Raw genomic sequence first — 25,815 nt, 5'->3', positions numbered from 1 at the left:
GGTCGACGACGGGGTCGTGCCAGAGGGAGCGGCATGGAACCTAAGGGAGCATGGTGGACGGACCGTGGCCAGTTGGTGGCCGTCGGACGGCGTACCTGGGAGCTGCCCATGGGGGCCGGGTCATGCGCGCAGCGCCGGCACCCCCCGCCTCCGCTGCCCCGGCCGCTCGACACCCGGCCCGTGCGCCTCGCGCGGCGGTTCCGCCGACGGCAGCCGGACCACCGCGTCCAGACCGCCCGCCGCCGAGGCATGCAGGCTCGCCTCACCGCCGCTCGCGTGCGCGAGCCGATGCACCAGCGATAGGCCCAGCCCCGTACCGCCCTTGGGGGCACCCGGCGCGCGCCAGAAGCGGTCGAAGGCGCGGGCACGCTGCTCCGAGGTCATGCCGGGCCCCTCGTCGGTGATGTGCAGGTCGACCCAGGCGGGGCGGGCGTCGCGCAGGGCGCGGCGGAGCGGCACATGGAGCCGTAGCTCGATGGCGACGGTGCTGTCGGGCGGGGAGGCGCGCAGGGCGTTGGAGAGCAGGTTGTCCACGATCTGCTCGACCCCGCCCGGCACCGCGAGGACCGGCCCCACACTGCCCGCGAACAGGACGAGGGAGACCCGTTGCTGCTCGAACAGCGGCAGCCAGGTGCGGTGCCGTTCCGCGCAGACCGCGCCCACGTCGACCGGGGCGGGCGTCGCGGAGTCCTCCTCCAGGCGGGCCATCGCCAGCAGCCCCTCGACCATCCGCGCGAGCCGGTCCGTCTCCGTCACGGCGGCGGTGAGGCTGCCGATGCCGCGGTCCGACACGTTCGGCTCCAGGTTCTCCAGCCGCAGCCGCAACGCCGCGAGCGGGGTCTTCAGCTGATGCGACGCCTCGCCCGCGAACGCCCGCTGGGCGGCGAGGAGATGGGCGAGCCGGGCCGCCGTACGGTTGAACGCGGCGGCCAGCCGGCGGACCTCGGGCGGACCCTTCGTCATCGTCACCGGACGGGCCCGCCCGCCCTCCGCCAACTCATGCGTAGCGCGCTCCAGTTCACGGATGGGACGGCCCGCCCAGCAGGCGATGGCGAACCCGACCACCGCGACCGCGGTGAGGACCCCGAGTCCGCCGAGGGCCAGCAACAGCCAGACGTGATGGACGCGTTCGTGCACCGTCCGCGTCGGCAGCGTCAGCCACACGGCACCCTGCATCCGCTCGTCGCGCATGACCGGCCCGGCGACCGACAGGTACTCGACGCCTCCGATGGTCGAGGTACGGACGTCCACGGTGGACGTGCCGCGCAGGGCGGCCGCGATACCGGGGCGGGAGGCGAGGTTGGACGACATCACCGCGGCCCGCGGATGCGAGGTGGCGAGCAGGGCGCCCGAGGCGTCCACGATCACCACCTGCCCGCCGACGCGCTCGGCACAGCGCACCACCCGGCGCGGCAGATCCCGCTCGGCACGTCCCGCGCTGAGGGACAGCGAGGCGTACGCGGACACCGACTCCGCCTCGTCCTTCGCCGCGCTCACCACCCGCTCCCGCTCGCTGCGCGAGTAGACGAAGCCCAGTGGGATCTCCAGGCAGACCAGGACGAGCGCGGCGAGACTGAGGTAGCTGAGCAGCAGCCGGCGGGTCATGGCGAGGACACCTGCGGCCCGCCCGGCTCGGTCTGCACCGCCAGCCGGAAACCGACCCCGCGCAGGGTCTGGATCCACGCCGGATGCCCCAACTTCTTCCGCAGCGCCGCGACATGGACGTCCAGCGTCTTGGTCGGGCCCTCGTAGTGCGGGTCCCACACGCGGTCCAGGATCTGCTGCCGTGAGTAGACCGCGCCGGGATCCTCGGTCAGCAGCGCCAGCAGCTCGAACTCCTTCGGGGTGAGGGTGACGGGGATCTCGCCGACCCAGACCTGACGGGTTCGGCGGTCGACGACGAGGGGGCCGGGGGCGTACGAGGGTGAGGGGGCGGATTCCTCGTACGACGGGCCCGGCGCGGTCTCGCGCGACAGGGGAGCGGATGGCGGGGGGACCGCCGACGAGGCCGCCGCCTCCGCGCGCAGCCGCTCCACCAGCGCTTCGGTACGTCCACGCTCGACCGACGCCGCCCTGTCCACCGGCGCCGCCCTGTCGACCGACCTCGCCCTGTCCACCGACGTCGCCATATCCATCGGCGCCGCCATGGCGACCGGCTCCGCCACCGCCTCCTTGCGTTGCGTCCGCCGGGTCACCGCCCGCACCCGCGCCACCAACTCCCGCACGCTGAACGGCTTCGCCAGATAGTCGTCCGCCCCCAGCTCCAGTCCGAGGACCCGGTCGGCCTCCTCACCCCGCGCACTCAGGATGATGACCGGCACGTCCGAGACCCGCCGGATGCCCCGGCACACATCGATGCCGTCCATGTCCGGCAACCCGAGGTCGAGCAGGACGACATCGCCGTACGGCCTTCTCAGTCCCTCGGCGCCGGTGGTCACGTGATCCACCGTCAGGCCGAAGTGGCCGAGGCCCTCGGCGAGCGGTTCGGCGATCGTCTCGTCGTCCTCGATGAGCAGCACTCGTATGCCCATGCGTCCTGTCTCTCCGTGAATTTGCATTCTCTGCCCTGACGTCGACACGCTACAAGAAACAAGCGCTTGCAGGGAGTTGCGACAAAGAATGTCCAATTGCTGGACGCGCTCTGGCCTTTACTTAACCTTCCTCTGGTGCGGGCTCCTCTACGGTGCTGTGAACTGGCCGAACTCCCCACCACGGAGGCATCGTTGAAGGCGTTGCTGGACCGAGCCCGTTCGTTCAAGCGACGGGTCGATTTCGAGACCGTTGAATACCGGAAACTGGCCGAAGGGCAATATCCCGAGGCGCTCTTCATTACCTGCTCGGACTCACGGGTCATACCCGCGCTGATTACCGGCGCACGGCCCGGAGAGATATTCGAGCTGCGAAACGCGGGCAATATCGTGCCGCCGTACGGCAGCCCTGGTGCCTCCGGCGAGGCGGCCACCATCGAGTACGCACTGGAGGTGCTCGGGGTTCAGGACATCATCGTGTGCGGTCACTCACACTGCGGCGCGATGGGCGCGCTGAAGTCCGGCGACGACCTGTCCGCGCTGCCGGGGGTGGACGCGTGGCTGCAGCTGGCCCGGCCGGAACTGGCGCAGGTCCTCACGGCCGCCTCCGACGACCCGTCGCTGCCGGACGTGGCCCAGGGCAACGTCGTCAACCAGCTTGCGGTCCTGCGGACTTACCCGGTGGTGCGGCAGCGGCTGGACGGGGGGCGGCTGCGGCTGCACGGCTGGTACTACGAGGTCGACACCGGGCGGGTGCACGAGCTGGAGGACGACGGCCGGTTCCGGGTGCATGCCGGATGAGCGGGGCGCATGCGCGCGGGCGTACGCGCACGAAGGTGAGCATGCCGGGGATCGGGGGCGCCGCGAAGTCGCCGCCGGACAACGGGGTGAGCGGGGGTGGCGCCAAGTCCTCGGGCAACGGGGCCGCCGGGGGCGCGAAGCTCGACCTCGCCAACGAGATCACCGCTTCCCTCGTCGTCTTCCTCGTCGCCCTCCCTCTCTGCATCGGCGTGGCCGTCGCCTCCGGGGTCCCCGCCGAACTCGGGATCATCTCCGGGGTGATCGGCGGCCTGGTCGTCGGCGCGGTCCGGGGCAGCACACTCCAGGTCAGCGGGCCGGCCGCCGGGCTCGCCGCGCTGGTCGCGGAGACGGTGCTGGAGCTCGGCGTGGCGATGCTCGGCGTGATCGTGCTGTTCTCGGGCATCCTGCAGATCGTCCTCGGCGTCGTACGCCTCGGCCGGATGTTCCAGGCGATCTCCCTCGCAGTGGTCCAGGGCATGCTGGCCGGCATCGGACTGCCGCTGATGTTCAGCCAGGCCTACCCGATGGCCGACGCCAAGGCCCCCGGCACGCCGATCGAGAACATGGCGGGCATCCCGGGCCTGTTCGCGGACATCCTCACCAATTCCCAGGCGATGATCGCCACGCTGCTCGGCGTCGCCACGATCGTGCTGAGCTTCCTGTGGAAGAAGGTGCCGGGCCCGGCGAAGAAGATCCCGGCCGCGCTCGTGGCGGTCGGCATCGGCATCGCGGTCGCCGCGCTGCCCGGCGTGGACGTGAAGACGCTCCAGGTCGGCAATCTGCTGGCGTCGGTGCAGGTGCCGGGAGCCGAGCAGTTCGCGGGCCTCGCGGACCCCGCGGTCATCTCGGCCATCCTCACCTTCACGGTCATCGCCTCGGCGGAGAGCCTGTTCACCGCGGCCGCCGTGGACCGTATGCACAGCGGCCCGCGCACCCGCTACAACACCGAACTCATCGCCCAGGGCGCCGGCAACACCGTCGCCGGCATCCTCGGCGCCCTCCCGATCACCGCGGTCGTCGCCCGCAGCTCGGCGAACGTCCAGGCCGGTGCCAAGACCCGCATCTCCCGAACCCTGCACGGCCTGTGGCTGCTGGCGTTCGCGCTGCTGCTGCCGCAGGTTCTGGCCCTGATCCCGATCTCGGTGCTCGCGGGCGTCCTCGTGCACAGCGGCTGGAAGCTGTTCGCGCCGGACGAGTTCCCGAAGATGTGGCGGCAGGACCGGGGCGAGTTCTTCGTGATGACGACGACAACGCTGGTCATCGTGGCGACCGCGCTGCTGGAGGGCGTCCTCATCGGCCTCGCGGCCGGGATCGTACTGGCCGCCCTGCGGATGTCCCAGACCGTGATCCGGCAGCACGTCGAGGACGACACGGCGAAGGTCGTCATGGCCGGCAACGCCACCTTCCTACGGCTGCCGCAGGTCATCGAGGCGCTGGAGAGCGCAGCCGCCTCCGGCAAGCCCCGCATCCGCCTCGACCTGACCGGCGTGACCCATCTGGACCACGCCTGCCGCAGCCAGGTGGAGGAGTTCACGGCGCAGCAGCGGGGGCTGGGGCTGCGGGTGGAGCTGCTGATGCCGGGACCGGCGCGGCCGGAAGTGCCGGCGTCCGTCCCGCCCCGGCCGACGGCCACCGTCGACACGGCCCCGCTGCCGGGGCCCGGGGCCGAATGGTTCTACCTGGACACCCGGCCCGTGCCCGACGGCTACGGCGACCATGCCGAGCGCTCGCCTCTCGTGCGCTGAGCACGGGCCTGCGGTGGCCCTGCATGCGATGCCCCGGCATGCGGTGATCCCACATACGGAGAGCTACCTTCCGGTCACGTCACGTTCGCATCACGGGTCCTTCGTAACTCCTCCGCAACTGCGGCCCCTGGCTACGTTCGTCACCTCACGCACGACCAGGGAAGGACCCTCCCGTGAACCTGCTCCGCAAGCCCGGCGCCATCGTCGTCGCCGCGCTGGCGCTGGCCGCTCTGCCGGCCACCGCCGCTGCCCATGACGGTGACCACCCGTTCAAGAACTGCACCGAGGCCTACGCCAGCGGGTACTCCGACATCCCGGAGGGCGACAAGCACTACGGCTCCCACCTCGACCGGGACGGCGACGGCATCGGCTGCGACAACCCGCCCTCGGACTTCGTCCCCGCCGACGACGAGGAGTCGGAGGGCGGCGCGGCTCCGTCCGCCGGCGACACCTCCGACGAGACCACGGGGCAGGACGGCACCGACCTCGCCGCGACCGGCGGCGACGACAGCACCCCGTACCTGGCGGCGGGCGGCGTGGCCGCTCTGCTCGCCGGTGGCGGGGTGCTGGTGGCGGTGCGCAGGCTGCGCCGGACGGACGCCCGCTCGTAGGCTGGGCCGGAGCCGTCCACATCCAAAAGGAGCTCCTCATGCCCGGCTGGAGCGCACAGCACATCCCCGACCAGGGCGGCCGCGTCGCCGTCGTCACCGGTGCCAACAGCGGACTCGGGTACGTCACGGCGCGGGAGCTGGCTCGGAAGGGCGCCCGGGTGGTGCTCGCGTGCCGGAGCGAGGTGCGGGGCGCGGCTGCCGAGGCACGGATGGTCTCCGAAGTGCCGGAGGCGCACGTCGAGTTGCGGCGGCTGGATCTCGGGGACCTGGACTCCGTGCGGGAGTTCGCCGCGTCCTTCCCGTACGACCGTCTCGACCTGCTCGTGAACAACGCCGGCGTGATGGCGCTGCCGTACGGCACCACGGCGGACGGCTTCGAGACGCAGTTCGGGGTCAACCACCTGGGGCACTTCGCGCTCACCGGGCTGTTGCTGCCCGCGCTGCTGGGTGTGCCCGGCGCGCGGGTGGTGACCGTCTCCAGTCCGCTGCACGCGCTGTCCAACATCGACATCGACGACCTCAACAGCGAGCACCGGTACCGGCGCTGGATCGCCTACGGCCGGTCCAAGACCGCCAACCTGCTGTTCACGCATGAGCTGGCGCGCAGGCTGGAGGCGCAGGGGGCGGACGTGGTGGCGGCCGCCGCTCATCCCGGGTACGCGGACACCAACCTCCAGACGGCAGGGCCGCGGATGGCCGGGAGCCGGGCGAGCGAGTGGTTCGCCCGCCTCGCTAACCGTGTCTTCGCCCAGCCCGCCGAGGCCGGCGCCCTGCCCACGCTGTACGCCGCCACCGCCCCCGGTGTCCGCCCCGACTCCTTCACCGGCCCGTCGTCCTTCGGCGGCTGGCGCGGCTCACCCGCCCCGTCCCGGCGGGCGCCCTGGACCCGCAACGACCGTGCGGGCGAGCTGCTGTGGGAGGCTTCGGAGCGGCTGACCGGGGTGGTGTACGACGACCTGAAGGTGTGAGCGCGAGGCCACCTTCACGAGGCCACCGCCACGAGCCCGCTACCCGGCAGCCCGCACCTCGTACGCAGTCACCCGCACTCCCTCGTCGTCCAGACACTGCCCGGTCTCCAGGTCGAAGCGCTGCTTCAGGAGCGGCGAGGCCACGAACGACCGGCCCTGGTGGGTGCCGGTCAGGCCGCGGGAGAGGACCGCGGCGCCGCCGAACGGGTCGCGGTTGTCGATGGCGTACAGCCGCCCGGCACGGTCGCGGAACAGGGCCACCTGGCCGCCGTTCGGGAGCAGGGCAGCCACGCCGCGGCCGGGGAGCAGGTGGGCGAGGTCGCAGACCGTCAACCAGTCCGTGTCCAGGCGTACTTGGACCTTCAGGTCGGTCGTCTCGGGTGCCAGGGTCATCGCTGGGCGCTTCCTTCCAGGGGGCGGTGGCCGATGGTCAGCAGCGGCAGGTCGGGCTTGATCTGGTCGCGCTCGGGGACGAAGCCGACGACCGGGTCGGGGGTGTCGGGGGCGTTCACGAAGGACACGAACCGGGCCAGCTTCTCGGGGTCGTTGATGGTCTCCGACCACTCGTCGCGGTAGTTCGCGACATGGGCCGTCATCAGGGACTCCAGTTCCTCGCAGATGCCGAGGGAGTCCTCCACGACCACGTCACGTACGTGGTCCAGGCCGCCGGGGATCCGCTCCAGCCACACGCTCGTGCGCTCCAGGCGGTCCGCGGTGCGGATGTAGAACATCAGGAAGCGGTCGATCAGGCGGATCAGCTCCGCGTCCGACAGGTCCTGGGCCAGCAGGTCGGCATGACGCGGGGTCGCGCCGCCGTTGCCGCCGACGTAGAGGTTCCAGCCGTTGGCGGTGGCGATCACGCCGAAGTCCTTCGACTGGGCCTCCGCGCACTCGCGCTGGCAGCCGGAGACCGCCGACTTCAGCTTGTGCGGCGAGCGCAGGCCCCGGTAGCGCAGCTCCAGGTCGATCGCCATCCGGACGGAGTCCTGGACGCCGTAGCGGCACCAGGTCTGCCCGACGCAGGACTTCACCGTGCGCAGCGACTTGCCGTAGGCGTGGCCGGACTCGAAGCCGGCGTCCACCAACCGGGCCCAGATGAGAGGGAGTTGCTCCACCCTTGCGCCGAACATGTCGATACGCTGGCCGCCGGTGATCTTCGTGTAGAGACCGAAGTCACGGGCGATCTCGCCGATCACGATCAGCCCCTCCGGGGTGATCTCACCACCGGCGATACGCGGTACGACCGAGTACGAGCCGTTCTTCTGGATGTTGGCGAGGAAGTGGTCGTTGCTGTCCTGCAGCGCCGCCTGCTCGCTGTCCAGGACATAGCCGCTCGCGCCGATCGTCGGAGCGAGCGAGGCGATGATCGAGCCGACCGCCGGCTTGCAGATCTCGCAGCCGTCGCCGCCCCGGGCGCCGTCGCGGCCGTAGCGGTCCAGCAGGTCCTGGTAGGTGTTGACGCGCAGGGCGAGGACGATCTCGTACAGCTCCTCGCGGGTCTGCGAGAAGCAGCCGCACAGGCCCTTGTCGACCTCGACGCCGGACGCCTCCAGCTCGGCGGTGACCAGCTGGCCGAGGACCTTGACGCAGGAGCCGCAGCCCGTTCCGGCCTTGGTGCACTTCTTCACCTCGGGCACGGTCGTGCAGGAGTGCTCCGTCACCGCACCGCGGATCGTGCCCTTGGTGACGTTGTGGCAGGAGCAGATCACCGCCTCGTCCGGCAGCGCGGACGGGCCGAGCTGGGCGGGGGCGCCGGCACCGGCGGGCAGGACCAGCGACTCGGGCGAGACCGGCGGCACCGAGCCGGTGAACGCCTTCAGCGTGCCGTACGCGTCCGCGTCACCGACCAGGATGCCGCCGAGCAGCGTGCCGTCGCGGCCGATGACCAGCTTCTTGTACAGACCGGCGCGGGAGTCGGAGTACACGACGTCCAGACAGTCGTCGGTGGTGCCGTGCGCGTCACCGAACGAGGCGACATCCACACCGAGCAGCTTCAGCTTTGTCGACAAGTCGGCGCCGACGAAGGCGGCTTCGTCGGAGGCGATCGTCGCCGCCGCCGTCTCCGCCTGCTCGTAACCGGGGGCCACCAGGCCGTACACCCGGCCGTCCGACGCCAGCGCGCACTCGCCGATCGCGAACACATGCGGGTCGGCGACCGTACGGCACTGCTCGTCGACCGTGATGCCGCCGCGCTCGCCGACGGTGAGGCCGCAGTCGCGGGCCAGCTGGTCGCGGGGGCGGACACCGGCGCTGAACACCACCATGTCGGTGGCGAGTTCGGAACCGTCGGACAGCTTCATGCCGGTGACGGCACCGTCCGCGTCGACGACGATCTCCTGCGTGCCGACGCCGGTGTGGACGCTCAGGCCCATGTCCTCGATGGTGCGCAGCAGCGCCGCGCCACCGCCCTCGTCGACCTGCACCGGCATCAGCCGCGGCGCGAACTCCACGATGTGCGCCTCGACACCGAGTCCCTTCAGCGCACCGGCGGCCTCCAGGCCCAGCAGACCGCCGCCGACCACGGCACCGGTCGTGGCCTTCGTCTTCGCGTACTCCTCGATCGCGAGCAGGTCCTCGATCGTGCGGTAGACGAAACAGCCGGCGGCGTCCTTGTTCGGCACCGGCGGCACGAACGGGTACGAGCCGGTGGCGAGGACGAGGGCGTCGTACGCGAAGACCTGGCCGGACGCGGCCGTGACCTGCCGGGCCTCGCGGTCCACGGAGAGCGCCGGGTCACCGACGTACAGCTCGATGCCGTGGTCCTTGATGAACTCCATGTCGGTCATGGAGAGGTCCTCGGGCGTCTTGCCGGAGAAGTAGGAGGTGAGCGCGACGCGGTCGTACGCCGGACGCGGCTCCTCGCACAGCACGACCACGCGGTGCGTGGCGGTCAGGCCGCGCTCGGCGAGCGCCTCCAGGAAACGCTGGCCGACCATGCCGTGGCCGACGAGCACGATCGTGGGGGTGGCCTCCGTGGCCTCCGGGGTGGCGGTCATCAGGAGCCTCCATCGTTGGTGAGCAGGTGGAGCAGCGGGGCGTCGTCGGGGAGCGGCTCTGCTCCCTCCCAGGCGCGGGCGAGCGCGCCGACGGTGCCGAGTTCGCCGACGAGAACCCCGCCGACCAGGCGGTCGTCGCGGACGACGACCTTGCGGTAGGTGCCGCGGGTGGCGTCGGTCAGCTGGACGACGTCGTCGCCGGGCCGGGCCTCCGTCTCGCCGAACGCGGCGAGGTCGAAGAACCCCTCACCGGCAAGCGTCAGCCGGGTCAGCGCCCGGGTGCCGGTGTAACGGGCGGTGCCGTCGCCCGCCAGCAACTCGGCCAGGACGTCGGCCTGTTCGAGCGCGGGTGCTGCCAGTCCGTACACGGTCCCGTCGTGCTGCGCGCAGTCGCCGACGGCCCGGATGTGCGGGTCGGACGTACGGAGCTCGTCGTCGACGACGATCCCCTTGCGGACGTCCAGTCCCGCGAGCTGCGCGAGGCCCGCGCGCGGGTGCACCCCGCAGGCCAGGACCACGAGGTCGGCGTCGAGGGTGTATCCGTCGGCCATCTCCACCGAGCGGACCGCGCCGCCGACGCAGCGCACGTCACGCACGCGCAGGTCGGTGTGCACCTCCACGCCGAGGTCGACGAGATGGCGGCGGACCAGCTTCGAGGCGACCGGGTCGAGTTGCCGCTCCATCAGCCGCTCGGACTGCTGGGCGAGTACGACCTGCGCGCCGCGCAGCGCGAGGGCACGAGCGGCGGAGACCCCGAGGAGCCCGCCGCCGATCACGACCGCCCGGACACCGGGACGTACGGCCTTGGACAGGCCCAGGCAGTCGTCCATGGTCCGGAACGCGTGCACACCCTCCGGCAGCACGTGGTCCGGCGTGAACAGACCGCGCAGGGGCGGCAGCACCGGGTTCGAACCGGTGGCCAGGACCAGCGTGTCGTATGCGATCTCCGACCCGTCCGCGAGGTGTACGGCTCGCACCTCGCGGTCGATGCCGGTGACCCGGCCACGCGTGAGCTCGGCCGGCGCCGGGAGGGCGATCACGTCGGGGCTGTACCGTCCGGCCAGCACCTCGGCGAGCAGCACCCGGTTGTACGGGCGGTGCTCCTCGTCGCCGACGAGCGTCACGGGCGTGCCGAGCTCGCCGAGCCGCCGGGCGAGTCGTACGCCCGCGAGGCCGGCGCCGATCACCACCACACGCGTATTCGAGGTCATGGCGTCGAGCGTGCGGTGCGGGTGTTTCCCGACCGCATCACGTCTGTTTCCCACGAGGAACGCTGCCCTCAGCGGGGGCGCGGGGGCGGTGTGAGGGTTCGGGGGGCACGAAGGGGGCGGGCTGTGAGATCGGTCCGGTGCCGTTGCCCGAACCTCAGATGCTCCTCATGTACATGGACGGCACACGCATCGTCTGCCTAGGGTCGCGATCATGCCCGACATATCGCTGACCATGGTCGTCGTCCTGTGCCTCGCGGCCCTCGCGGCCGGCTGGATCGACGCCGTGGTCGGTGGCGGCGGCCTCCTGCTGCTCCCGGCCCTGCTGCTCGGCCTCCCGGCGAGCACCCCGGCCGCGTACGCGCTCGGCACCAACAAGGCGGTCGCGATCGTCGGCACCTCGGGCGCCGCGGTGACGTACGCCCGCAAGGCACCCGTGGACGTACGGCTCGCCGTACGCATCGGTCTCGCGGCGCTCGCGGGCTCCTCCGGCGGCGCCTTCTTCGCGGCCGGCATGAGCACCGAGGTGCTGAAGCCCGTGATCATGGTGGTGCTGCTCGCCGTGGCCGCCTTCGTGATCCTGCGCCCGGCGTTCGGCACGGCACCGGCGACGGGCCCGGCCTCCCGCCGCCGGACCCTCGCCGCGATCGGCCTGGCCGGCCTGGGCATCGGCTTCTACGACGGGCTGATCGGCCCCGGCACCGGCACGTTCCTGGTCCTCTCCCTCACCGCGATGCTCCACCTCGACCTCGTCACCGCCTCCGCCACCGCGAAGATCGTCAATTGCTGCACCAACGCCGGTGCGCTCGCCACCTTCGCCTGGCAGGGCACGGTCCTGTGGCAGCTCGCCGCGGTGATGGCCGTCTTCAACCTGGCGGGCGGCACGCTGGGAGCCCGTACGGCACTGAAGCAGGGCAGTGGATTCGTGCGGGCGGTGCTGCTGACCGTGGTGTTCGCGCTGGTGGCGAAGCTGGCGTACGAGCAGTGGCTGGCGTAGGCCGAGCTCCTTGGAGCCCCGGGAACCCTGGGGACTACTTCTGCCGCAGGTCGAGCAGTTCGACCATGCCGGTGGTGTCCTCGTCGCCATGGCCCGCGGCGAGCCACCGCTCCATGAGGGTCGTGTACGGCGTCAGCAGCTCGGCGCTCACGCCCTGCTCCTCGGCCGTGGCCAGCAGCGTGGCGTTGCCCGCGACCTGCATGGCGAGGTTGGACACGACGTCCTTGCCGTAGTCGCCGCTCTCCAGCTGCTCGGCGGCCTGGTGCGCGGCGGGCGCCATCGCGCCGAGCCACGACACCAGCAGCGGCGCGAAGTCCGTCGGGGCGATGTCCTCGCGGCGGATCAGCGCGAACGCGTGCAGCACGCCCGCGAACATGCCGTCCATCGCGCTCAGCAGCGCCACGTCGTGCAGCGCGGCGAAGCCGACGTCCGCGCCGACGTAACGGGTGCCGGCCGGGACGGCGAGGGTCGCGCCGTGCTCCTCGAACAGCTCGGGGGAGCCGCTGTAGAAGACGTACGCCCCTGACTCCGCGTCCCCGATCATCGGCGGTACGGCCATGATCCCGGCGTCCAGGAAACGGGCGCCGCGCGCTGTTGCCCACGCGGCGCGGGAGCGGCCCTGAGCGGGGGTGCCGGTGGTGAGGTTCACCAGGTCACGGCCGGACAGGTCGGCACCGTCGAGGGCCTCGCCGACCGAGGCGTCGTCGAGGAGGCAGACGACGACCAGCCGGTTCGCGGCCACCGCGTCGGCGGCGCTCGCGGCGACGGTCGCGCCCTCGGCGGCCAGGGGTTCGGCCCGGGCGGGCGTGCGGTTCCAGACGGTGACCGGATGGCCGGCGGCGAGCCAGGCGCGGGCCAGGGCGGTGCCCATGGCACCGGTGCCGAGAAGGGTGAGCGGGGCGGGGGTCGGGATCCTGCTGGGCGCAGGGGCGTTGTCAGTCATGGCGTTTAGGCTCGTGGTAGGGGAATCGCCTGCTCAAGTACGCACTTTGGAGTGGGTGGTTACCACGGGGAATGAGTCCAGGCAGGAGGACGGCAGCATGGGGATCGGAAGGCGGCCGGGGGCGTACGTCTGCGGGATCGACGCGGCTATGGACGTGGTCGGGGGCAAGTGGAAGGTGCTCATTCTCTGGGCGCTCCATCAGCGGCCGTACCGCTTCGGGGAGCTGCGGCGCGAGCTGCCCGGCGTGACGGAGAAGGTGCTCGCGGCCCAGCTGCGGGAGCTGGAGGCGGACGGGATCGTGCACCGGGAGGCGTACGACGAGGTGCCGCCGCGGGTGGAGTACTCGCTGACGCCGCTCGGGGTCTCGCTCAACGTGGCGCTGGGCCCGCTCGGGGCCTGGGGCCGGGAGAACATCCTGGGCGGCGCAGGGGAGCCGGCCCGGAAGTCGGCCGAGGAGGCGCACGGGTCCGCGACGCCGGATTCAGCGACTGCCGGTGAGATGCGCGAACACGACGACGTTGCCCTGATACCCGGTCCTCCGTGAGTAACCGCCACCGCAGGTGATCACCCGCAGCTCGGGGCGCGGTGCCGGGCCGTACACCTTCTCGTCGGGGAAGGCCTCGGCGTCGTAGACCTCGACGGCGTCCACCGAGAACAGCGCCGTGCCGCCGTCGCGCCGCTCCACCTCGATCGTGCTGCCCTTCTTCAGGGCGCCGAGGCGGTAGAAGACAGCGGGCCCTTCGGCGTTGTCGACGTGGCCGGCGACGATCGCGGTGCCGGTCTCACCGGGCGTGGTGCCGGCCTCGTACCACCCGGCGAGGTTCTTCCGCTCGGCGGGCGGCACATCGAGGCTGCCCGTCTTCGTCAGCCCGAGGCCCATGAGGGGAGCGGAGACGCGGATCGAGGGGATGCGGATGTGGTCCGGAGGGGACGGGGGGAGTGCGGGGGCGGCGGTGTGGTCGGCTCGTGGGGTCTCGTCAGCGGCAGCGGTCTCGCGGGCCTCTGCGTGGGCCCTCGCGTCGGCACCCTTCCTGGCACCTGCCTGCGCGGCCGACGGCTGCGGCGGGGCGTGCGTCTCGGTGCCGTTGGTCAGGAGCCAGGCCCCGGAGCACAGGGCGAGGGCGGTGGCGGCGGCTATGGCGGCGTTGCCGACGCTCCTGCGACCGCGACGACTGCGACTGCGCACGTGAGCCTCCTGGGACTCTCCTCGGTTCGCCCTCGTCCCCCTCCGGGCCGCGAGGGGCGTCGGACCCGGAGGGGGAGGGGACGTGCGGTACCGGCGACGGACAGCGGAGGGTGTCCGTCAGATCCCGTCGCCTCTCGCCCGGCGATGCAGGAGCCAGGTACCGCCCGCGGCGGCGACGGCGAGAGCCGTCACGCCGGCCGCGGTCTGCACGGGGTCGCGGCCGAACGCGCCGCCGACCCCCGTCTTCACACTTCCTTTCGGATGCACCTGCCCGCTCGCGGCCGTCAGCGTGACGACCAGGTCGCCCGTCACCTTCCGCCCGCCGTCGGCGCAGGTCGCGACGATCTCGTAGGTCCCCGGCTGCGCGCTCGGCGGCACCCGGAACTGCCCGGTCGCGTCCTGATCGTCCGTGCCCGGCGCCAGCGAGAAGGAACCGGCACCGACCGCGCTCGCGTCGCCCGCCGCACCGCCGTTCCGGCAGGCGGCCGTGTCCACGGTGACCTGCCCGCCCGGTACGACCGAGGCCGGGGAGACCTTCAGGTCACCATCGTCGCCGCCGTACGCGGGTGCGACGACGAGACCGACGGCGCCGACCGCCAGCGCGGTCCCGGTCAGCAGACGGGCGGTACGTCGCATCGAAGCTCCTCCGAGCGCACGGACTCACGACCCGCGGCACCCCCAAGTGCCGCCGCCTCGGCCGAGCCCTGCCCTTCCGAGCAAAGGGCCACCACGCCACGAGCGCTTCCCGAGAAGGCGCCGGAATGGGGTGAACGGGTGTCGTGCGGGAGGGGGACAAGGTTGGGGCCGGCACTGTTTCAGCAGGTCAGTGCCGGGTTCGGGGTGGGTTGGGGGAAGAGAATGGGTTGGGTGGGGGAGGGGGGTGTGAACGGGTGACTCGGTGTCGGCCGGTTCAGCCGGACGCGTCCCCAGAAGCCCACTCCGCCGGCACCTCGGCCACCGCTCGGCGCCCAACCCCGCCAGCACCGGATTCGTGCCGTTCCCGCAGACCTCGCCGTAGTGGTGCTCCGCCGTCAGCCCGAAGCGCAGCGCCCACCCCCGCCCCCGCGCCCACGTCGCCTCGCCGAAGTCGATGACCGAGGTGAGGCGGCCGGAGGAGGTCAGGAGGCTGCCCGGGAGGAGGTCGCCGTGGAGCCGGACGGGGGCGGCGTCCCACTGCGGAAGGCGCAGGACGTACTCCCGGGCTGCCCTCGCCGCCGCCGCGTCCAGCGTGCCCGCGGCACCCAGGTCACGGTCGCGGCCCGGACGTCGGCGTCATCTGCGCCGACCGGTCCGCCTCGGTAGGACGGCGGGCCCTCACCCACGTCCACGCTCCGTAGCGCCGCAGTGAAACGCCCCAACTCCCCGGCAGCATCCCGCAGTTCGGTCAGCGGCGCGTCGTACGCGTCGGGGCAGCCGTACGGCCATGTCGTCGCCCAGCCGGTACATGGCGTTGTCCGTCCCGGCGGGGGGGGGGGGGGGGAGGAGGGCCGGACGGCAGCGGGGGCGTATCCGACCCCGCTGCCGGACCCGACAACTCAGCCCACGTTCACGGCCTTCCAGGCCGCCCCGACCGCGGAGTACTCCGCACTCCCGGCCCCGTAGAGGTCCTTCGCCGCACTGAGCGTCGCAGACCGCGCCCCCGCGTAGTTCGTCGATGACGTCATGTACACCGTCAACGCCCGGTACCAGATCTTGCCGAGCTTCCCCCGGCCGATCCCCGTCACCGAAGAACCGTCACAGGTGGGCGAGTTGTAGCTGACCCCGTTGACCGTCCTCGCCCCGCTGCCCTCGGCCAGCAGATACGCGAAGTGGTTGCCGATGCCCGACGAGTAGTGGACGTCGAGGTCCGCCGTCCCCGTGCTCCAGCAGTCGACCGAGACGCCGTCCTTCGACGGCTTGTCCATGTACCGCAGGGCGCTCCGGCCGAGCCCCGACCGGACGACCTTCTCGCCGATCAGATAGTCGCCCGGGTCCGCGGAGTTGCCCGCGTGGAACTCCACGAGCGACCCGAAGATGTCCGACGTCGCCTCGTTCAGGCCACCGGACTCGCCCGAGTACGTCAGCGCGGCCGTCTTCGACGTCACGCCGTGCGTCATCTCGTGGCCGGCCACGTCCAGCGACACCAGCGGTCCGAGCTGGGTGCCGTCACCGTCGCCGTACGTCATGCAGAAGCAACTGTCGTCCCAGAAGGCGTTGTTGTAGTCGTTCCCGTAGTGCACACGGTTGAACGAGCCCTTGCCGTCACCGGCGATGCCGTTACGGCCGTGGACGTCCTTGTAGTAGTCCCACGTCACGTCCGTGCCGTACTGGGCGTCCACCGCGGCCGTCGCACGGTCGCTCGCCGCGCCGGTGCCCCAGCGGTTGTCGGTGTCCGTGAAGACCGTCGACGGGGCGCGGCTCAGGCAGATGGTCAGGATGCACAGGTCGGTCTTGTTGGCCGCGTCCCCGGTGTACGTGCCTCCGCGCGTGGCGTCCTTCAACTGGTACGCCGACCCCGACGCCGTCGTCTCCAGCGGCACCGTGCCCGCGTACAGCGACTTCCCGTCGCCGGACGCCTTCTCGATGCTGTCCCACGCGTCGATCCGCGCCCCGGTGCGGGCGTCGGTCAGTACCGTGTGGGCGACCGGGTTGCCGGCGGAGTCCTGGGCGACGGCGTCGGTCCGCCAGGCCAGCTTCGGGGCGCTGTGCAGGGCGTCGACCACCAGCTCGGGCTTGGACGTGAGCCTCCTCAGCGTCTCGCCGACGTTGGCCGCGCGCAGCACGGTCGCCGCGAGGTCGGCCGCCTTCGGCGCCGAGACCTTGGGCGTCACGCTCGACAGGGAGAGCGCGTCCCCGGTCGCGCGGGTGGCGCTGCGATACGTACCGTCCTTCGCCAGGTGCACGACGAAGTCGCCGCCCAGGACGGGGAGTTGGCGGTAGGTGCGGTCGTAGCGGACGTGCTGGGCGCCGTCCGCGTCCACGATCACGTCCCGCACGGTGGTGTCCTGCGCGGCCGTCAGCCCCAGGCTCCCCGCCTCCTCCTTCAGGGCCGCCGCCGCGTTCTTCAGCGCGGTGGCCCGGGTCGGACTGTCGTCCGCGCCGGCGTTGGGGGAGAGCGTGGTGGCCATCAGGGTTGCGGTGGCGGCGACGATGCCGGCCGTGGCGAGTCGGGAACCACTCAGGTGCGGCCGTATTCGGCTCATCGGTCTCCTTCGAGCGGGCGGGAGCACAGAAGATGACCAAGATTCAAGGGGCCGTGCGCATGCCGTGGACAGGGTGAGTACGTGCAGGTGTGTGAGGGGAGAGGACCGTTTCTGCGAAGGCGGTGATCCTGGTGTGCGCACCTGTGCCCACCGCGCCGCCGAGGCCGGTACCCCGACCGCGCGCCCCCGGCCGGTACGCTGCGCCTCGGCCGGCCGCCCAGGCCCCCGGCCACCCGCCCAGCCCCAGCCCTGCGCCGCGCCGGCGCCGAGGAGACGGCCCGAAGTGACCCCGCCGCCCCTGCCCTTCTTCGTCTACGGCACCCTCCGCCCCGGCGAGCCCAACCACGACGCCTTCCTGCGCGGCCGCACCCTCACCGAGGAACCGGCACGACTGACCGGGGCGGTGCTGTACGACGGCCCCGGCTACCCGTACGCCGTCGAGGCCCTGGGCGGGCGCGGCACGGTGTACGGCGACCTCGTCACGGCCCGGTCCGAGGAGTACCCCGCCCTCCTCGCCGCCCTGGACCACCTGGAGGAGTACGCCCCGAACGACCCGAGCAGCCTCTACGAACGCGTCGCCCGCGAGGTGCTCCGCGACACCGACGGAACGCCCGTACAGGCGTGGGTGTATGTCGCGGCACCCCCGGTCGCGGCCCGCCTGCGTACCCGCGGCAGGCTCATCGAGAGCGGCGATTGGGCGAGACGGCCGCTTGGCTGAGGCGGAGTGCGGCACGGCTGAGTGACGGCGGTCCGGCCGTGTTGAGCGTGGGTGCTGCTGAGTCGCGTGGCCGTGTGGCCGTGTTGAGCGTAGATGTGGCTGTGTTGAGCGTCGGCGCGGCTGAGCCGGGTGTCCGCGCGGCTGTGTCCAGCGTCAGTGCTGCTGTGCTCAGTGTCCGGCTGCCGAGTCGAGCGGCCGCCCGGCTGAGCCAAGCGTGGCGGGGCTGAGGCGAGTGTCCGCCCGGCTGATCCGAGTGCCCGGCCAACCGAGTCGGGCGTGCCCACCCAACCCGAGCCGCGTGCCCGCCCAACCGGTCGGGCCCCCGACTGAGCCGGGCAGCCGCCCAGCAGCTTGGCGGCGCGCCCAACAGCCCAACACGCCCCACCCGCCTAAGATTTCACCGCCTCCACCCGTACCGCGCACGCCTTGAACTCCGGCATCCGTGACGTCGGGTCGAGTGCCGGGTTGGTCAGGGTGTTGGCGCGGCCCTCGCCCGGCCAGTGGAAGGGCATGAAGACGGTGTCCGGGCGGATGCCGGTCGTGATGCGGGCGGGGGCCACCGCACGGCCCCGGCGCGAGACCACGGCCACCGGGTCGCCCTCGGCCGCCCCGAGCCGCGCCGCCAGCCGGGGGTGCAGTTCCACGAACGGGCCCGGCGCGGCGGCGTTCAGTTCCTCGACGCGGCGGGTCTGGGCGCCGGACTGGTACTGCGCCACGACCCGGCCGGTCGTGAGGAGGACCGGGTACTCGTCGTCGGGTTCCTCGGCGGCCGCCCGGTACGACACGGGGACGAACCGCGCCCGTCCGTCCGGCGTGGCGAACCGGTCGAGGAAGAGGCGGGGCGTGCCGCGATGCACCGCGCCGGCGGCCTCGCCGTCCTGCGCCGGGTCGTCGTCACCGGCCGCTGCGGTCACGTCCAGCGAGGCGTCCTCGCAGTCCGTGGAGCCCTCGTCGCCGGCGTCGGTCACCGCAGGGCACGGCCAGAACACCCCGTTCTCCTCCGCCAGCCTGCGATACGTGATCCCCGAGTAGTCCGCCGCCCCGCCCGCACTGGCCCGCCGCAGTTCCTCGAAGACCTCCTCGGGGTCGGTCGGGAAGCCTTTCTCCGGGGCCGTTCCCTTTCCGTCACCCAGCCGCACCGCGAGCTCGTGCATGACCTCCAGGTCGCTGCGCACGCCCTCCGGCGGGCTGATCGCGCGCCGGCGCAGCAGCACCCGGCCCTCCAGGTTGGTCGTCGTGCCCGTCTCCTCCGCCCACTGGGTGACCGGAAGGACGACGTCCGCGAGGGCCGCCGTCTCCGACAGCACCACGTCGCACACCGCAAGGAAGTCAAGGGACTTGATCCGGTCCTCGACATGCGCGGCTCGCGGCGCCGACACCACCGGGTTGGAGCCCATCAGCAGCAGCGACCTGATGTCCGTGCCGAGCGCGTCCAACAGCTCGTACGCGCTGCGCCCCGGCCCGGGCAGGCTGTCCGGGTCGACGCCCCACACCTCGGCGACATGCCGCCGAGCCGCCGGGTCGTCCAGCTTGCGGTAGCCGGGCAACTGGTCGGCCTTCTGACCGTGCTCGCGCCCGCCCTGCCCGTTGCCCTGCCCGGTGAGACAGCCGTACCCGGACAGCGGCCTGCCCGCCCGTCCCGTCGCCAGGCACAGGTTGATCCACGCGCCCACGGTGTCCGTGCCCTTGGACTGCTGCTCGGGTCCGCGCGCGGTGAGCACCATCGCGTGCTCCGGCTCGCAGAACAGCCGTACGGCTTGCCGGAGTTCAGGAACGGACACCCCCGTGATCCGCTCCACGTACTCCGGCCAGTGCGCCATCGCCGCGGCCCGCGCGTCCTCCCAGCCGGCCGTGCGCTCCTGGACGTACTCCTCGTCCACCCGTCCCTCGGCGACGACCAGGTGCAGCAGCCCGAGGGCCAGCGCGAGGTCGGTGCCGGGGCGGGGTGCCAGGTGCAGGTCGGCCTGCTCGGCGGTCTTCGTGCGGCGCGGGTCGATGACGATGAGCGTGCCGCCGTTCTCGCGCAGCTCGTTGAAGAAGCGGAGCGAGGGCGGCATCGTCTCCGCGAGGTTGGAGCCGACGAGGATGACGCAGCCGGTGCGCGGGATGTCCTCCAGCGGGAACGGCAGCCCCCGGTCCAGGCCGAACGCCTTGATCCCGGCCGCGGCCGCCGACGACATGCAGAAGCGGCCGTTGTAGTCGATCTGCGAGGTGCCGAGCACGATCCGCGCGAACTTGCCGAGGCTGTAGGCCTTCTCGTTCGTCAGACCGCCGCCGCCGAAGACGCCGCACGCGTCCGGGCCATGTTCCGTACGCGTGCGGGCCAGGCCCTCCGCGACGCGGTCCAGCGCCTCGTCCCAGGTGGCCGGCACGAGCGTGCCGCCCGACCGCACCAGCGGCGAGGTCAGGCGGACGCTCGATTCCAGCACCGCGGGCGCCGTACGGCCCTTGCCGCACAGCGCCCCCTTGTTCACCGGGAAGTCCGGCCGCTCGACCACCGCGACACCCCCGCCCTGCAGAGGCGTGAGGTTCATACCGCACTGCAGGGCGCAGTACGGGCAGTGCGTGGGCGTCGCGGAGTTCGGCATGTCGTTCAGCGTGCTTCGGGCGTGTTACGTGCGGCACGGCTCCCTGTTACGCGCCCGGGACGGTGACCTCTTCGCCCGCGTCGGGGCGCCGTGAGGGGTGCCGTTCCTGCCGACACGGCCGCGCATGCCGAAGGGCGGGAGCAGGCATGGGCCCTGCTCCCGCCCGGTCAGGGACGGTCCTTGGTCAGAGGACGCCCTTGGTCAGCACTCGTAGGCGTAGTACGGAGTGTCGCCGGGCTCCAGACCGATCCTTGCGATCGCGCCCGGACCGATCTGGATGCACGGCGGGTCGAACCCGTCGACCTCGACGGTCGCGTAGATCGTGTACCCGCACTCGTTCCAGATGTCCGCCCAGCCGTAGCCGTAGTCGACGACGTGGGCGCAGCCCGGCTCCCTCGCGTCAGCGGCCTCGGCCGCGGTGGCGGTTCCCGCGGCGGTAGCCCCGGTGAGCAGTGCCACCACGGCAGCCGTGGCGAACAGCGAGCGAAGACGAGTCATCACGTGTCCTTTCCCCCAGGTCGCGGCGGGCGGTCCGATCCGCCCCCGCACTGCTATGGAAACTATGGGTAGTTGACCGACTACGGATAGCTTCCGCCTGGCTCTTCACGCGGTTGGCTGGCGTGCGCGCGTCAAAACCTGCGCGTAAGAGCGTGCGCCGCCCCGCCCGGGCGCCTCACCGCTCCGCCGCCAACGCGTTCGCCACCCCCGCCTCCCGCCGCCCGAGGAACCGGGGGTCCGGCTCGAACACGGCGTCCAGGGCCGCCTTGCCGGCCGCGAAGATCTCCCGCGAGCCGCCGTAGTACCAGGTGGCATCGTGCTTGGCGTCGACCCCGACGCCGTACGACGTCACCCCCGCCTCCTGGCACAGCGCGACCGCCCGCCGGATGTGGAAGCCCTGGCTGATCAGCACCGCCTCGTCGACGCCGAAGATCTTCTTCGCGCGGACGCAGGAGTCCCAGGTGTCGAAGCCGGCGTAGTCGCTGACGATGCGGGAGCCGGGCACGCCGTGCCGGGTCAGATACGTCCGCATGGCGTCGGGTTCGTCGTAGTCCTTGCGGCTGTTGTCGCCGGTGACGAGGACGACCTCGACGCGCCCGTCGCGGTACAGCTCGGCCGCCGCGTCGAGCCGGTGCGCGAGGTAGGGGGACGGCTCGCCCTCCCACAGGCCGGCGCCGAAGACGACGGCGACATCGGTGCGCGGCACGTCGGCCGTGGTGTGCAGCCGGTCGCCGGTCACGACGTACATCCAGGTGGCCGGAAGCAGCCCCAGCACGCACGCCGACATCACGGCCTGCACCAGCCGCCGCTGCCCGGCGCGGGTGCGCGGCAGACGTGGTCCTCGCAGCTTCGGTCGGCGCATGTGATGGTCCCTCCCCGGTCGGCGAACCGCCTGTCCTCGACACTCAGGGACGTCCTGTCAGCCCCCGCGGTTCACTCCGGGCGACGTGACCAGCTTCACTCCGGCTGCGAAACCGCAGGTCACCCCACCTCACACACCCCGTACCCCCCGCGGTGAACCCGGTGTAAAAACCCGTCATTCCCGCGCAACGGGGAGGCAACGTCCCGCCGCCACCATCGGTTCATGACGGCGTCGAACCCGCTTCACGACGAGTCCACGACGGTCCACCTCGACAGTACGGCGCACATCATGAACCGGATCAGCAGCCAGCTCGCCAGCCAGCTCAGCCTCGTCTCGCTCGACGGCAGACGGCGCCCCGAACCGCCAGCGCTCGTCGTCGTGGCCCACGGCAGCCGCGACCCGCGCGCCCTGAGCACCGTACGCGCGCTTCTCGACAAGGTCCGTGCCCTGCGCCCCGGCCTGCCGGTCCACCTCGGCCACATCGAGCTGAACGAGCCGCTGCTCCCCGACACCCTCGCCGCCCTCGGCACCCGCGAGGCGATCCTCGTCCCCCTTCTCCTCAGCCGCGGCTACCACGTCAAGCGGGACATCCCCGAGATGGCCGCCGAAGCCGACGTCCACGCGCGCGTGGCCCCCGCACTGGGCCCGCACCCCCTGCTGGTCGAGGCCCTGTACGCCCGCCTCGTCGAGGCCGGCTGGCGCAACCGCATGGACGAGCCGACCCGCCGCGCGAGCGCGGTCGTGCTGGCCGCGGCAGGCTCCCGCGACCCCGAGTCCAAGGTCGACACGGCCCGCACGGCCCACCTCCTGGCCAACCGCCTGGGCGTCCCGGTGATCCCGGCCTACGCGACGACGGCGACACCGACCGTCCCGGAGGCCATCACCGCCCTGGCGGCCCGGGGCCGCACGAGAGTGGCGGTGGCCTCGTACTTCACAGCCCCCGGCCGCTTCGCGACAGAGTGCGCCCAGGCGGCCCCATGGATCGCCTCGGCCCCCTTGGGCACCCACCCGGCGATGGCCCGTCTCCTCCTCCACCGCTACGACAGCACTGCCGCAACGCCGCTGACGACAACACCGGAACTGGCGTCGGCTTAGAGCGCAGGGCCGGGCGACGCCTTGCCTTTAAGGGGCGCGGGGCGTATCGATATGCGGCTCCGCCGCGTGGGCGCGACAAGCCCCCACAACCCGCACTCGCAAACGAACCGAACCCGGCAGACGAGTAGGCGCAACACTGCCCTCCGTTTGTCAGTGTCTGCCCGTACTGTCGGTGCATGTACTACGACGAGTCGGCAGTCGAACGCTGGGCAGCCGAGCCCGACAAACGACCGGGCCGCACGGCCTTCCAACGCGACCGTGCCCGAGTACTCCACTCCGCGGCCCTGAGAAGACTCGCCGGCAAGACACAGGTAGTCACCCCAGGAACCCACAGCCAGGCCTGGGACCCCAGCCCCCGCACCCGCCTGACCCACTCCCTTGAGTGCGCCCAGGTCGGCCGAGAGCTCGGCGCAGCGCTCGGCTGCGACCCCGACCTCGTGGAAGCGGCCTGCCTCTCCCACGACCTCGGCCACCCCCCTTTCGGCCACAACGGCGAAGTGGCACTGAACGAATTCGCCGAGGACTGCGGCGGTTTCGAGGGCAACGCCCAGTCCCTGAGGCTCCTCACCCGCATCGAACCCAAGCGGTTCACGCCGGAGGGCTCCGTGGGCCTCAACCTCACCCGCGCCACCCTCGACGCCGCCACCAAGTACCCCTGGCCGCGCGGCGCCCACCCGACCGACCCGAAGTCCTCGAAGTTCGGCGTCTACGAGGACGACCGCCCCGTCTTCGACTGGGTCCGCAAGGACGCCCCCGGCACCCGCATCACCTTCGAGGCCCAGGTCATGGACTGGTCCGACGACGTGGCGTACTCGGTGCACGACGTCGAGGACGGCCTGCACGCCGGCCACATCGACCCCAACTGCCTGCACGCCGAGCCGGAGCGGCAGGCGATCTTCGAGGTCGCCATCGGGCGGTACGTCCCCGAGGCCACCGACCCGGCCGAGCTGGCCGCCGCCCTCGACCGGCTCCAGGAAGAACCGTGGTGGCCGCACGGCTACGACGGTTCGGCCGTCGCCCAGGCCCGCCTGAAGGACGCCACCAGCCAGCTCATCGGCCGGTTCTGCCTGGCCGCCGAGAGCGCCACGCGCACCGCGTACGGCGCCGGCCGGCTCTCCCGCTACGCCGCCGAACTCGTCGTACCGCACGAGACCCGCCTGGAGTGCGCGGTCCTCAAGGCCGTCGCCGACCGGTACGTCATGCAGCGCGCCGAGCAGGAGCGGCTGCGCGCCCACCAGCGCATCGTCGTCGCGGAACTGGCCGAGGCGCTCACCGCCCGCGCGCCCGACGGGCTGGACCCGCAGTTCCGGGCCCTGTTCGACGAAGCCGAGGACGACCGCGCCCGCAAGCGCGTGATCGTCGACCAGATCGCCTCCCTGACGGACGCGTCGGCCCGCACCCTGCACACACGGCTCACGCAGCGGGCCTGAAGGGGCCCGGGACACAGGGCGGTGCGCTCACCCGAGCGGTGCGGGTGAGGCACCTGTGGCGAACGGGCACTCGAAAGTGACCCTGCGTGGCCTGATCGGGTCACCCCCTCTTCCCGCATCACGCTGCGTGCGGGACGCTCATGTGGCGGCACCCTTACGAGGAGGCATCAAGTGGTCGACGCGGATCAGACATTCGTCATCGTCGGAGGCGGACTCGCCGGCGCGAAGGCGGCCGAGACGCTCCGAGCGGAGGGCTTCACCGGGCGGGTGATACTGATCTGCGACGAGCGCGACCACCCGTACGAGCGGCCGCCGCTGTCCAAGGGCTACCTCCTAGGCAAGGAGGAGCGCGACAGCGTCTTCGTGCACGAACCCGCCTGGTACGCGCGCAACGACATCGAGCTGCACCTCGGCCAGACCGTCGACGCGATCGACCGTACGGCGAAGACGGTGCGGTTCGGCGAGGACGGCACCGTCGTCCACTACGACAAGCTCCTGCTGGCCACCGGCGCCGAGCCGCGCCGCCTGGACATTCCGGGCACGGACCTGACCGGCGTCCACCACCTGCGCCGGCTCGCGCACGCCGAGCGCCTCAAGGGCGTCCTGATTTCCCTCGGCCGGGACAACGGGCACATCGTGATCGCCGGCGCCGGGTGGATCGGCCTGGAGGTCGCGGCGGCGGCCCGCGAGTACGGCGCCGAGGTCACCGTGATCGAGCCGGAGCCGACGCCGCTGCACGGGGTGCTCGGCCCCGAGCTGGGCGGGCTCTTCGGCGAGCTGCACCGTGAGCGCGGGGTGCGCTTCCACTTCGGGCGGCGGCTGACGGAGATCGTCGGGCAGGACGGCATGGTGCTGGCCGTCCGCACGGACGACGGCGAGGAGCACCCCGCGCACGACGTCCTGGCGGCCATCGGCGCCGCCCCGCGCACCTCGCTGGCGGAGTCGGCCGGACTGGAGATCGCCCACCGTGCCTACGGCCGCGGCGTCGTGGTCGACGAGCGGCTGCGCACCTCCGACCCGGACGTCTACGCGGCCGGCGACGTCGCCTCCTTCCCGCACGCCCTCTTCGACACCCGGCTGCGCGTGGAGCACTGGGCCAACGCGCTCAACGGCGGCCCGGCGGCGGCGCGCGCGATGCTCGGCCGCGACGTCACCTACGACCGCGTGCCCTACTTCTTCTCCGACCAGTACGACTTGGGGATGGAGTACAGCGGATGGGCGCCGCCGGGGTCGTACGACGAGGTGGTGATCCGCGGGGACGCCGGGAAGCGGGAGTTCATCGCGTTCTGGGTGAAGGACGGCCGGGTGCTGGCCGGGATGAACGTGAACGTGTGGGACGTCACAGACCCCATTCAGCAGCTGATCCGCTCGAAGGCACAGGTGAACACGGACGCCCTGGCGGACCCGCACATTCCACTCGACAGCCTCGCACCGTAGGTGTCAGTCCACCACCGTGCTG

At 72.1% G+C, this 25,815-nt stretch carries 23 protein-coding genes; 10 read left to right on the top strand and 13 right to left on the bottom strand.

The genetic code is table 11. From position 1 onward, the window contains the following. Nucleotides 1–120: 120 nt before the first annotated feature. Together ACZ7M7_RS04250 and ACZ7M7_RS04245 are read right to left on the bottom strand one after the other, a co-directional pair. Complete coding sequence (locus ACZ7M7_RS04250) at nt 121–1,605, bottom strand: sensor histidine kinase (protein ID WP_383595453.1); 1,485 nt, start codon at nt 1,603–1,605, stop codon at nt 121–123. Continuing rightward, complete coding sequence (locus ACZ7M7_RS04245) at nt 1,602–2,531, bottom strand: winged helix-turn-helix domain-containing protein (RefSeq protein ID WP_472112622.1); 930 nt, start codon at nt 2,529–2,531, stop codon at nt 1,602–1,604. The genes ACZ7M7_RS04250 and ACZ7M7_RS04245 overlap by 4 nt, the downstream gene beginning before the upstream one ends. 192 nt (nt 2,532–2,723) lie before the next feature. Between ACZ7M7_RS04245 and ACZ7M7_RS04240 the strand changes: the two genes are divergently transcribed. From ACZ7M7_RS04240 to ACZ7M7_RS04225, 4 genes are all read left to right on the top strand, one after another. After that, nucleotides 2,724–3,329 carry a carbonic anhydrase gene (locus tag ACZ7M7_RS04240; RefSeq protein WP_472113919.1) on the top strand — a complete coding sequence of 202 codons (606 nt, stop codon included), beginning with the start codon at nt 2,724–2,726 and terminating at the stop codon, nt 3,327–3,329. A gap of 41 nt (nt 3,330–3,370) precedes the next feature. Further along, nucleotides 3,371–5,074, top strand: a complete 1,704-nt coding sequence (locus tag ACZ7M7_RS04235) for a SulP family inorganic anion transporter (RefSeq protein WP_472112620.1) — start codon at nt 3,371–3,373, stop codon at nt 5,072–5,074. Nucleotides 5,075–5,247: 173 nt separating this feature from the next. Continuing rightward, entirely contained in the window at nt 5,248–5,685 is a 438-nt protein-coding gene (locus tag ACZ7M7_RS04230) for an excalibur calcium-binding domain-containing protein (protein WP_472112617.1), read from the top strand. Nucleotides 5,686–5,723: 38 nt separating this feature from the next. After that, nucleotides 5,724–6,653 carry an oxidoreductase gene (locus ACZ7M7_RS04225; protein ID WP_472112614.1) on the top strand — a complete coding sequence of 310 codons (930 nt, stop codon included), beginning with the start codon at nt 5,724–5,726 and terminating at the stop codon, nt 6,651–6,653. A 39-nt stretch (nt 6,654–6,692) separates the two neighbouring features. Here ACZ7M7_RS04225 and nirD read toward each other — a convergent pair whose 3' ends face one another. Genes nirD through ACZ7M7_RS04210 form a run of 3 tightly spaced genes read right to left on the bottom strand, consistent with a single transcriptional unit; the run spans nt 6,693 to nt 10,860 of the window. Next, nucleotides 6,693–7,046: a nitrite reductase small subunit NirD gene (gene nirD / locus ACZ7M7_RS04220; protein ID WP_383595466.1), complete on the bottom strand. Its 354-nt coding sequence runs from the start codon at nt 7,044–7,046 to the stop codon at nt 6,693–6,695. Further along, nucleotides 7,043–9,649: a nitrite reductase large subunit NirB gene (gene nirB, locus ACZ7M7_RS04215; protein ID WP_383624497.1), complete on the bottom strand. Its 2,607-nt coding sequence runs from the start codon at nt 9,647–9,649 to the stop codon at nt 7,043–7,045. Before nirB ends, nirD begins: the two co-directional genes overlap by 4 nt. Continuing rightward, nucleotides 9,649–10,860 carry an NAD(P)/FAD-dependent oxidoreductase gene (locus tag ACZ7M7_RS04210; protein WP_383595472.1) on the bottom strand — a complete coding sequence of 404 codons (1,212 nt, stop codon included), beginning with the start codon at nt 10,858–10,860 and terminating at the stop codon, nt 9,649–9,651. Before ACZ7M7_RS04210 ends, nirB begins: the two co-directional genes overlap by 1 nt. A 211-nt stretch (nt 10,861–11,071) precedes the next feature. Here ACZ7M7_RS04210 and ACZ7M7_RS04205 point away from each other — a divergent pair, with 211 nt between their 5' ends. Next, the gene (locus tag ACZ7M7_RS04205) at nt 11,072–11,854 is read left to right on the top strand and encodes a sulfite exporter TauE/SafE family protein (protein ID WP_472112610.1); all 783 of its coding nucleotides are present in this window, start codon (nt 11,072–11,074) and stop codon (nt 11,852–11,854) included. A 34-nt stretch (nt 11,855–11,888) separates the two neighbouring features. Here the strand turns inward: ACZ7M7_RS04205 and ACZ7M7_RS04200 are convergent, their stop codons facing one another. Next, on the bottom strand, nt 11,889–12,797 hold the full coding sequence (locus tag ACZ7M7_RS04200) for an NAD(P)-dependent oxidoreductase (protein ID WP_472112607.1): 909 nt from the start codon (nt 12,795–12,797) through the stop codon (nt 11,889–11,891). Nucleotides 12,798–12,894: 97 nt separating this feature from the next. On the opposite strand from ACZ7M7_RS04200, the gene ACZ7M7_RS04195 reads away from it, so the two are divergent. Further along, nucleotides 12,895–13,341 (top strand): winged helix-turn-helix transcriptional regulator, encoded by a 447-nt coding sequence (locus tag ACZ7M7_RS04195; protein WP_451166934.1) that lies wholly within the window; start codon nt 12,895–12,897, stop codon nt 13,339–13,341. Here the strand turns inward: ACZ7M7_RS04195 and ACZ7M7_RS04190 are convergent. The 4 genes from ACZ7M7_RS04190 to ACZ7M7_RS04175 form a co-directional block, all read right to left on the bottom strand. After that, entirely contained in the window at nt 13,279–13,983 is a 705-nt protein-coding gene (locus tag ACZ7M7_RS04190; RefSeq protein ID WP_472112604.1) for a class F sortase, read from the bottom strand. The genes ACZ7M7_RS04195 and ACZ7M7_RS04190 overlap by 63 nt on opposite strands. A gap of 117 nt (nt 13,984–14,100) precedes the next feature. After that, nucleotides 14,101–14,619, bottom strand: a complete 519-nt coding sequence (locus ACZ7M7_RS04185) for a hypothetical protein (RefSeq protein WP_472112601.1) — start codon at nt 14,617–14,619, stop codon at nt 14,101–14,103. A 24-nt stretch (nt 14,620–14,643) separates the two neighbouring features. After that, complete coding sequence (locus tag ACZ7M7_RS04180; protein WP_472113916.1) at nt 14,644–15,210, bottom strand: phosphotransferase; 567 nt, start codon at nt 15,208–15,210, stop codon at nt 14,644–14,646. A 308-nt stretch (nt 15,211–15,518) separates the two neighbouring features. Beyond that, nucleotides 15,519–17,165, bottom strand: coding sequence for a M4 family metallopeptidase (locus ACZ7M7_RS04175; RefSeq protein ID WP_472112598.1), 1,647 nt, complete (start codon nt 17,163–17,165; stop codon nt 15,519–15,521). Between the two features lie 283 nt (nt 17,166–17,448). On the opposite strand from ACZ7M7_RS04175, the gene ACZ7M7_RS04170 reads away from it, so the two are divergent. Continuing rightward, nucleotides 17,449–17,883, top strand: a complete 435-nt coding sequence (locus tag ACZ7M7_RS04170; RefSeq protein ID WP_383595492.1) for a gamma-glutamylcyclotransferase family protein — start codon at nt 17,449–17,451, stop codon at nt 17,881–17,883. Between the two features lie 389 nt (nt 17,884–18,272). Here the strand turns inward: ACZ7M7_RS04170 and ACZ7M7_RS04165 are convergent, their stop codons facing one another. From ACZ7M7_RS04165 to ACZ7M7_RS04155, 3 genes are all read right to left on the bottom strand, one after another. Continuing rightward, the gene (locus ACZ7M7_RS04165; RefSeq protein ID WP_472112594.1) at nt 18,273–20,471 is read right to left on the bottom strand and encodes a molybdopterin oxidoreductase family protein; all 2,199 of its coding nucleotides are present in this window, start codon (nt 20,469–20,471) and stop codon (nt 18,273–18,275) included. A gap of 201 nt (nt 20,472–20,672) precedes the next feature. Next, nucleotides 20,673–20,969 (bottom strand): hypothetical protein, encoded by a 297-nt coding sequence (locus tag ACZ7M7_RS04160; protein WP_383595498.1) that lies wholly within the window; start codon nt 20,967–20,969, stop codon nt 20,673–20,675. A gap of 175 nt (nt 20,970–21,144) precedes the next feature. Beyond that, the gene (locus ACZ7M7_RS04155) at nt 21,145–21,831 is read right to left on the bottom strand and encodes a SanA/YdcF family protein (RefSeq protein WP_472112590.1); all 687 of its coding nucleotides are present in this window, start codon (nt 21,829–21,831) and stop codon (nt 21,145–21,147) included. Nucleotides 21,832–22,053: 222 nt separating this feature from the next. On the opposite strand from ACZ7M7_RS04155, the gene ACZ7M7_RS04150 reads away from it, so the two are divergent. The 3 genes from ACZ7M7_RS04150 (at nt 22,054) to ACZ7M7_RS04140 (ending at nt 25,793) form a co-directional block, all read left to right on the top strand. Beyond that, on the top strand, nt 22,054–22,926 hold the full coding sequence (locus tag ACZ7M7_RS04150) for a sirohydrochlorin chelatase (RefSeq protein WP_472112587.1): 873 nt from the start codon (nt 22,054–22,056) through the stop codon (nt 22,924–22,926). 176 nt (nt 22,927–23,102) lie between these two features. Further along, nucleotides 23,103–24,356: a deoxyguanosinetriphosphate triphosphohydrolase gene (locus ACZ7M7_RS04145; protein ID WP_472112584.1), complete on the top strand. Its 1,254-nt coding sequence runs from the start codon at nt 23,103–23,105 to the stop codon at nt 24,354–24,356. Between the two features lie 171 nt (nt 24,357–24,527). Continuing rightward, nucleotides 24,528–25,793, top strand: coding sequence for an NAD(P)/FAD-dependent oxidoreductase (locus tag ACZ7M7_RS04140; protein ID WP_472112581.1), 1,266 nt, complete (start codon nt 24,528–24,530; stop codon nt 25,791–25,793). Nucleotides 25,794–25,815: the final 22 nt, after the last annotated feature.

Source organism: Streptomyces sp. NPDC111606 (assembly GCF_055656945.1).
Note: the sequence above shows the minus strand (reverse complement) of the source record. Positions and strands in the feature narration are given on the sequence as shown.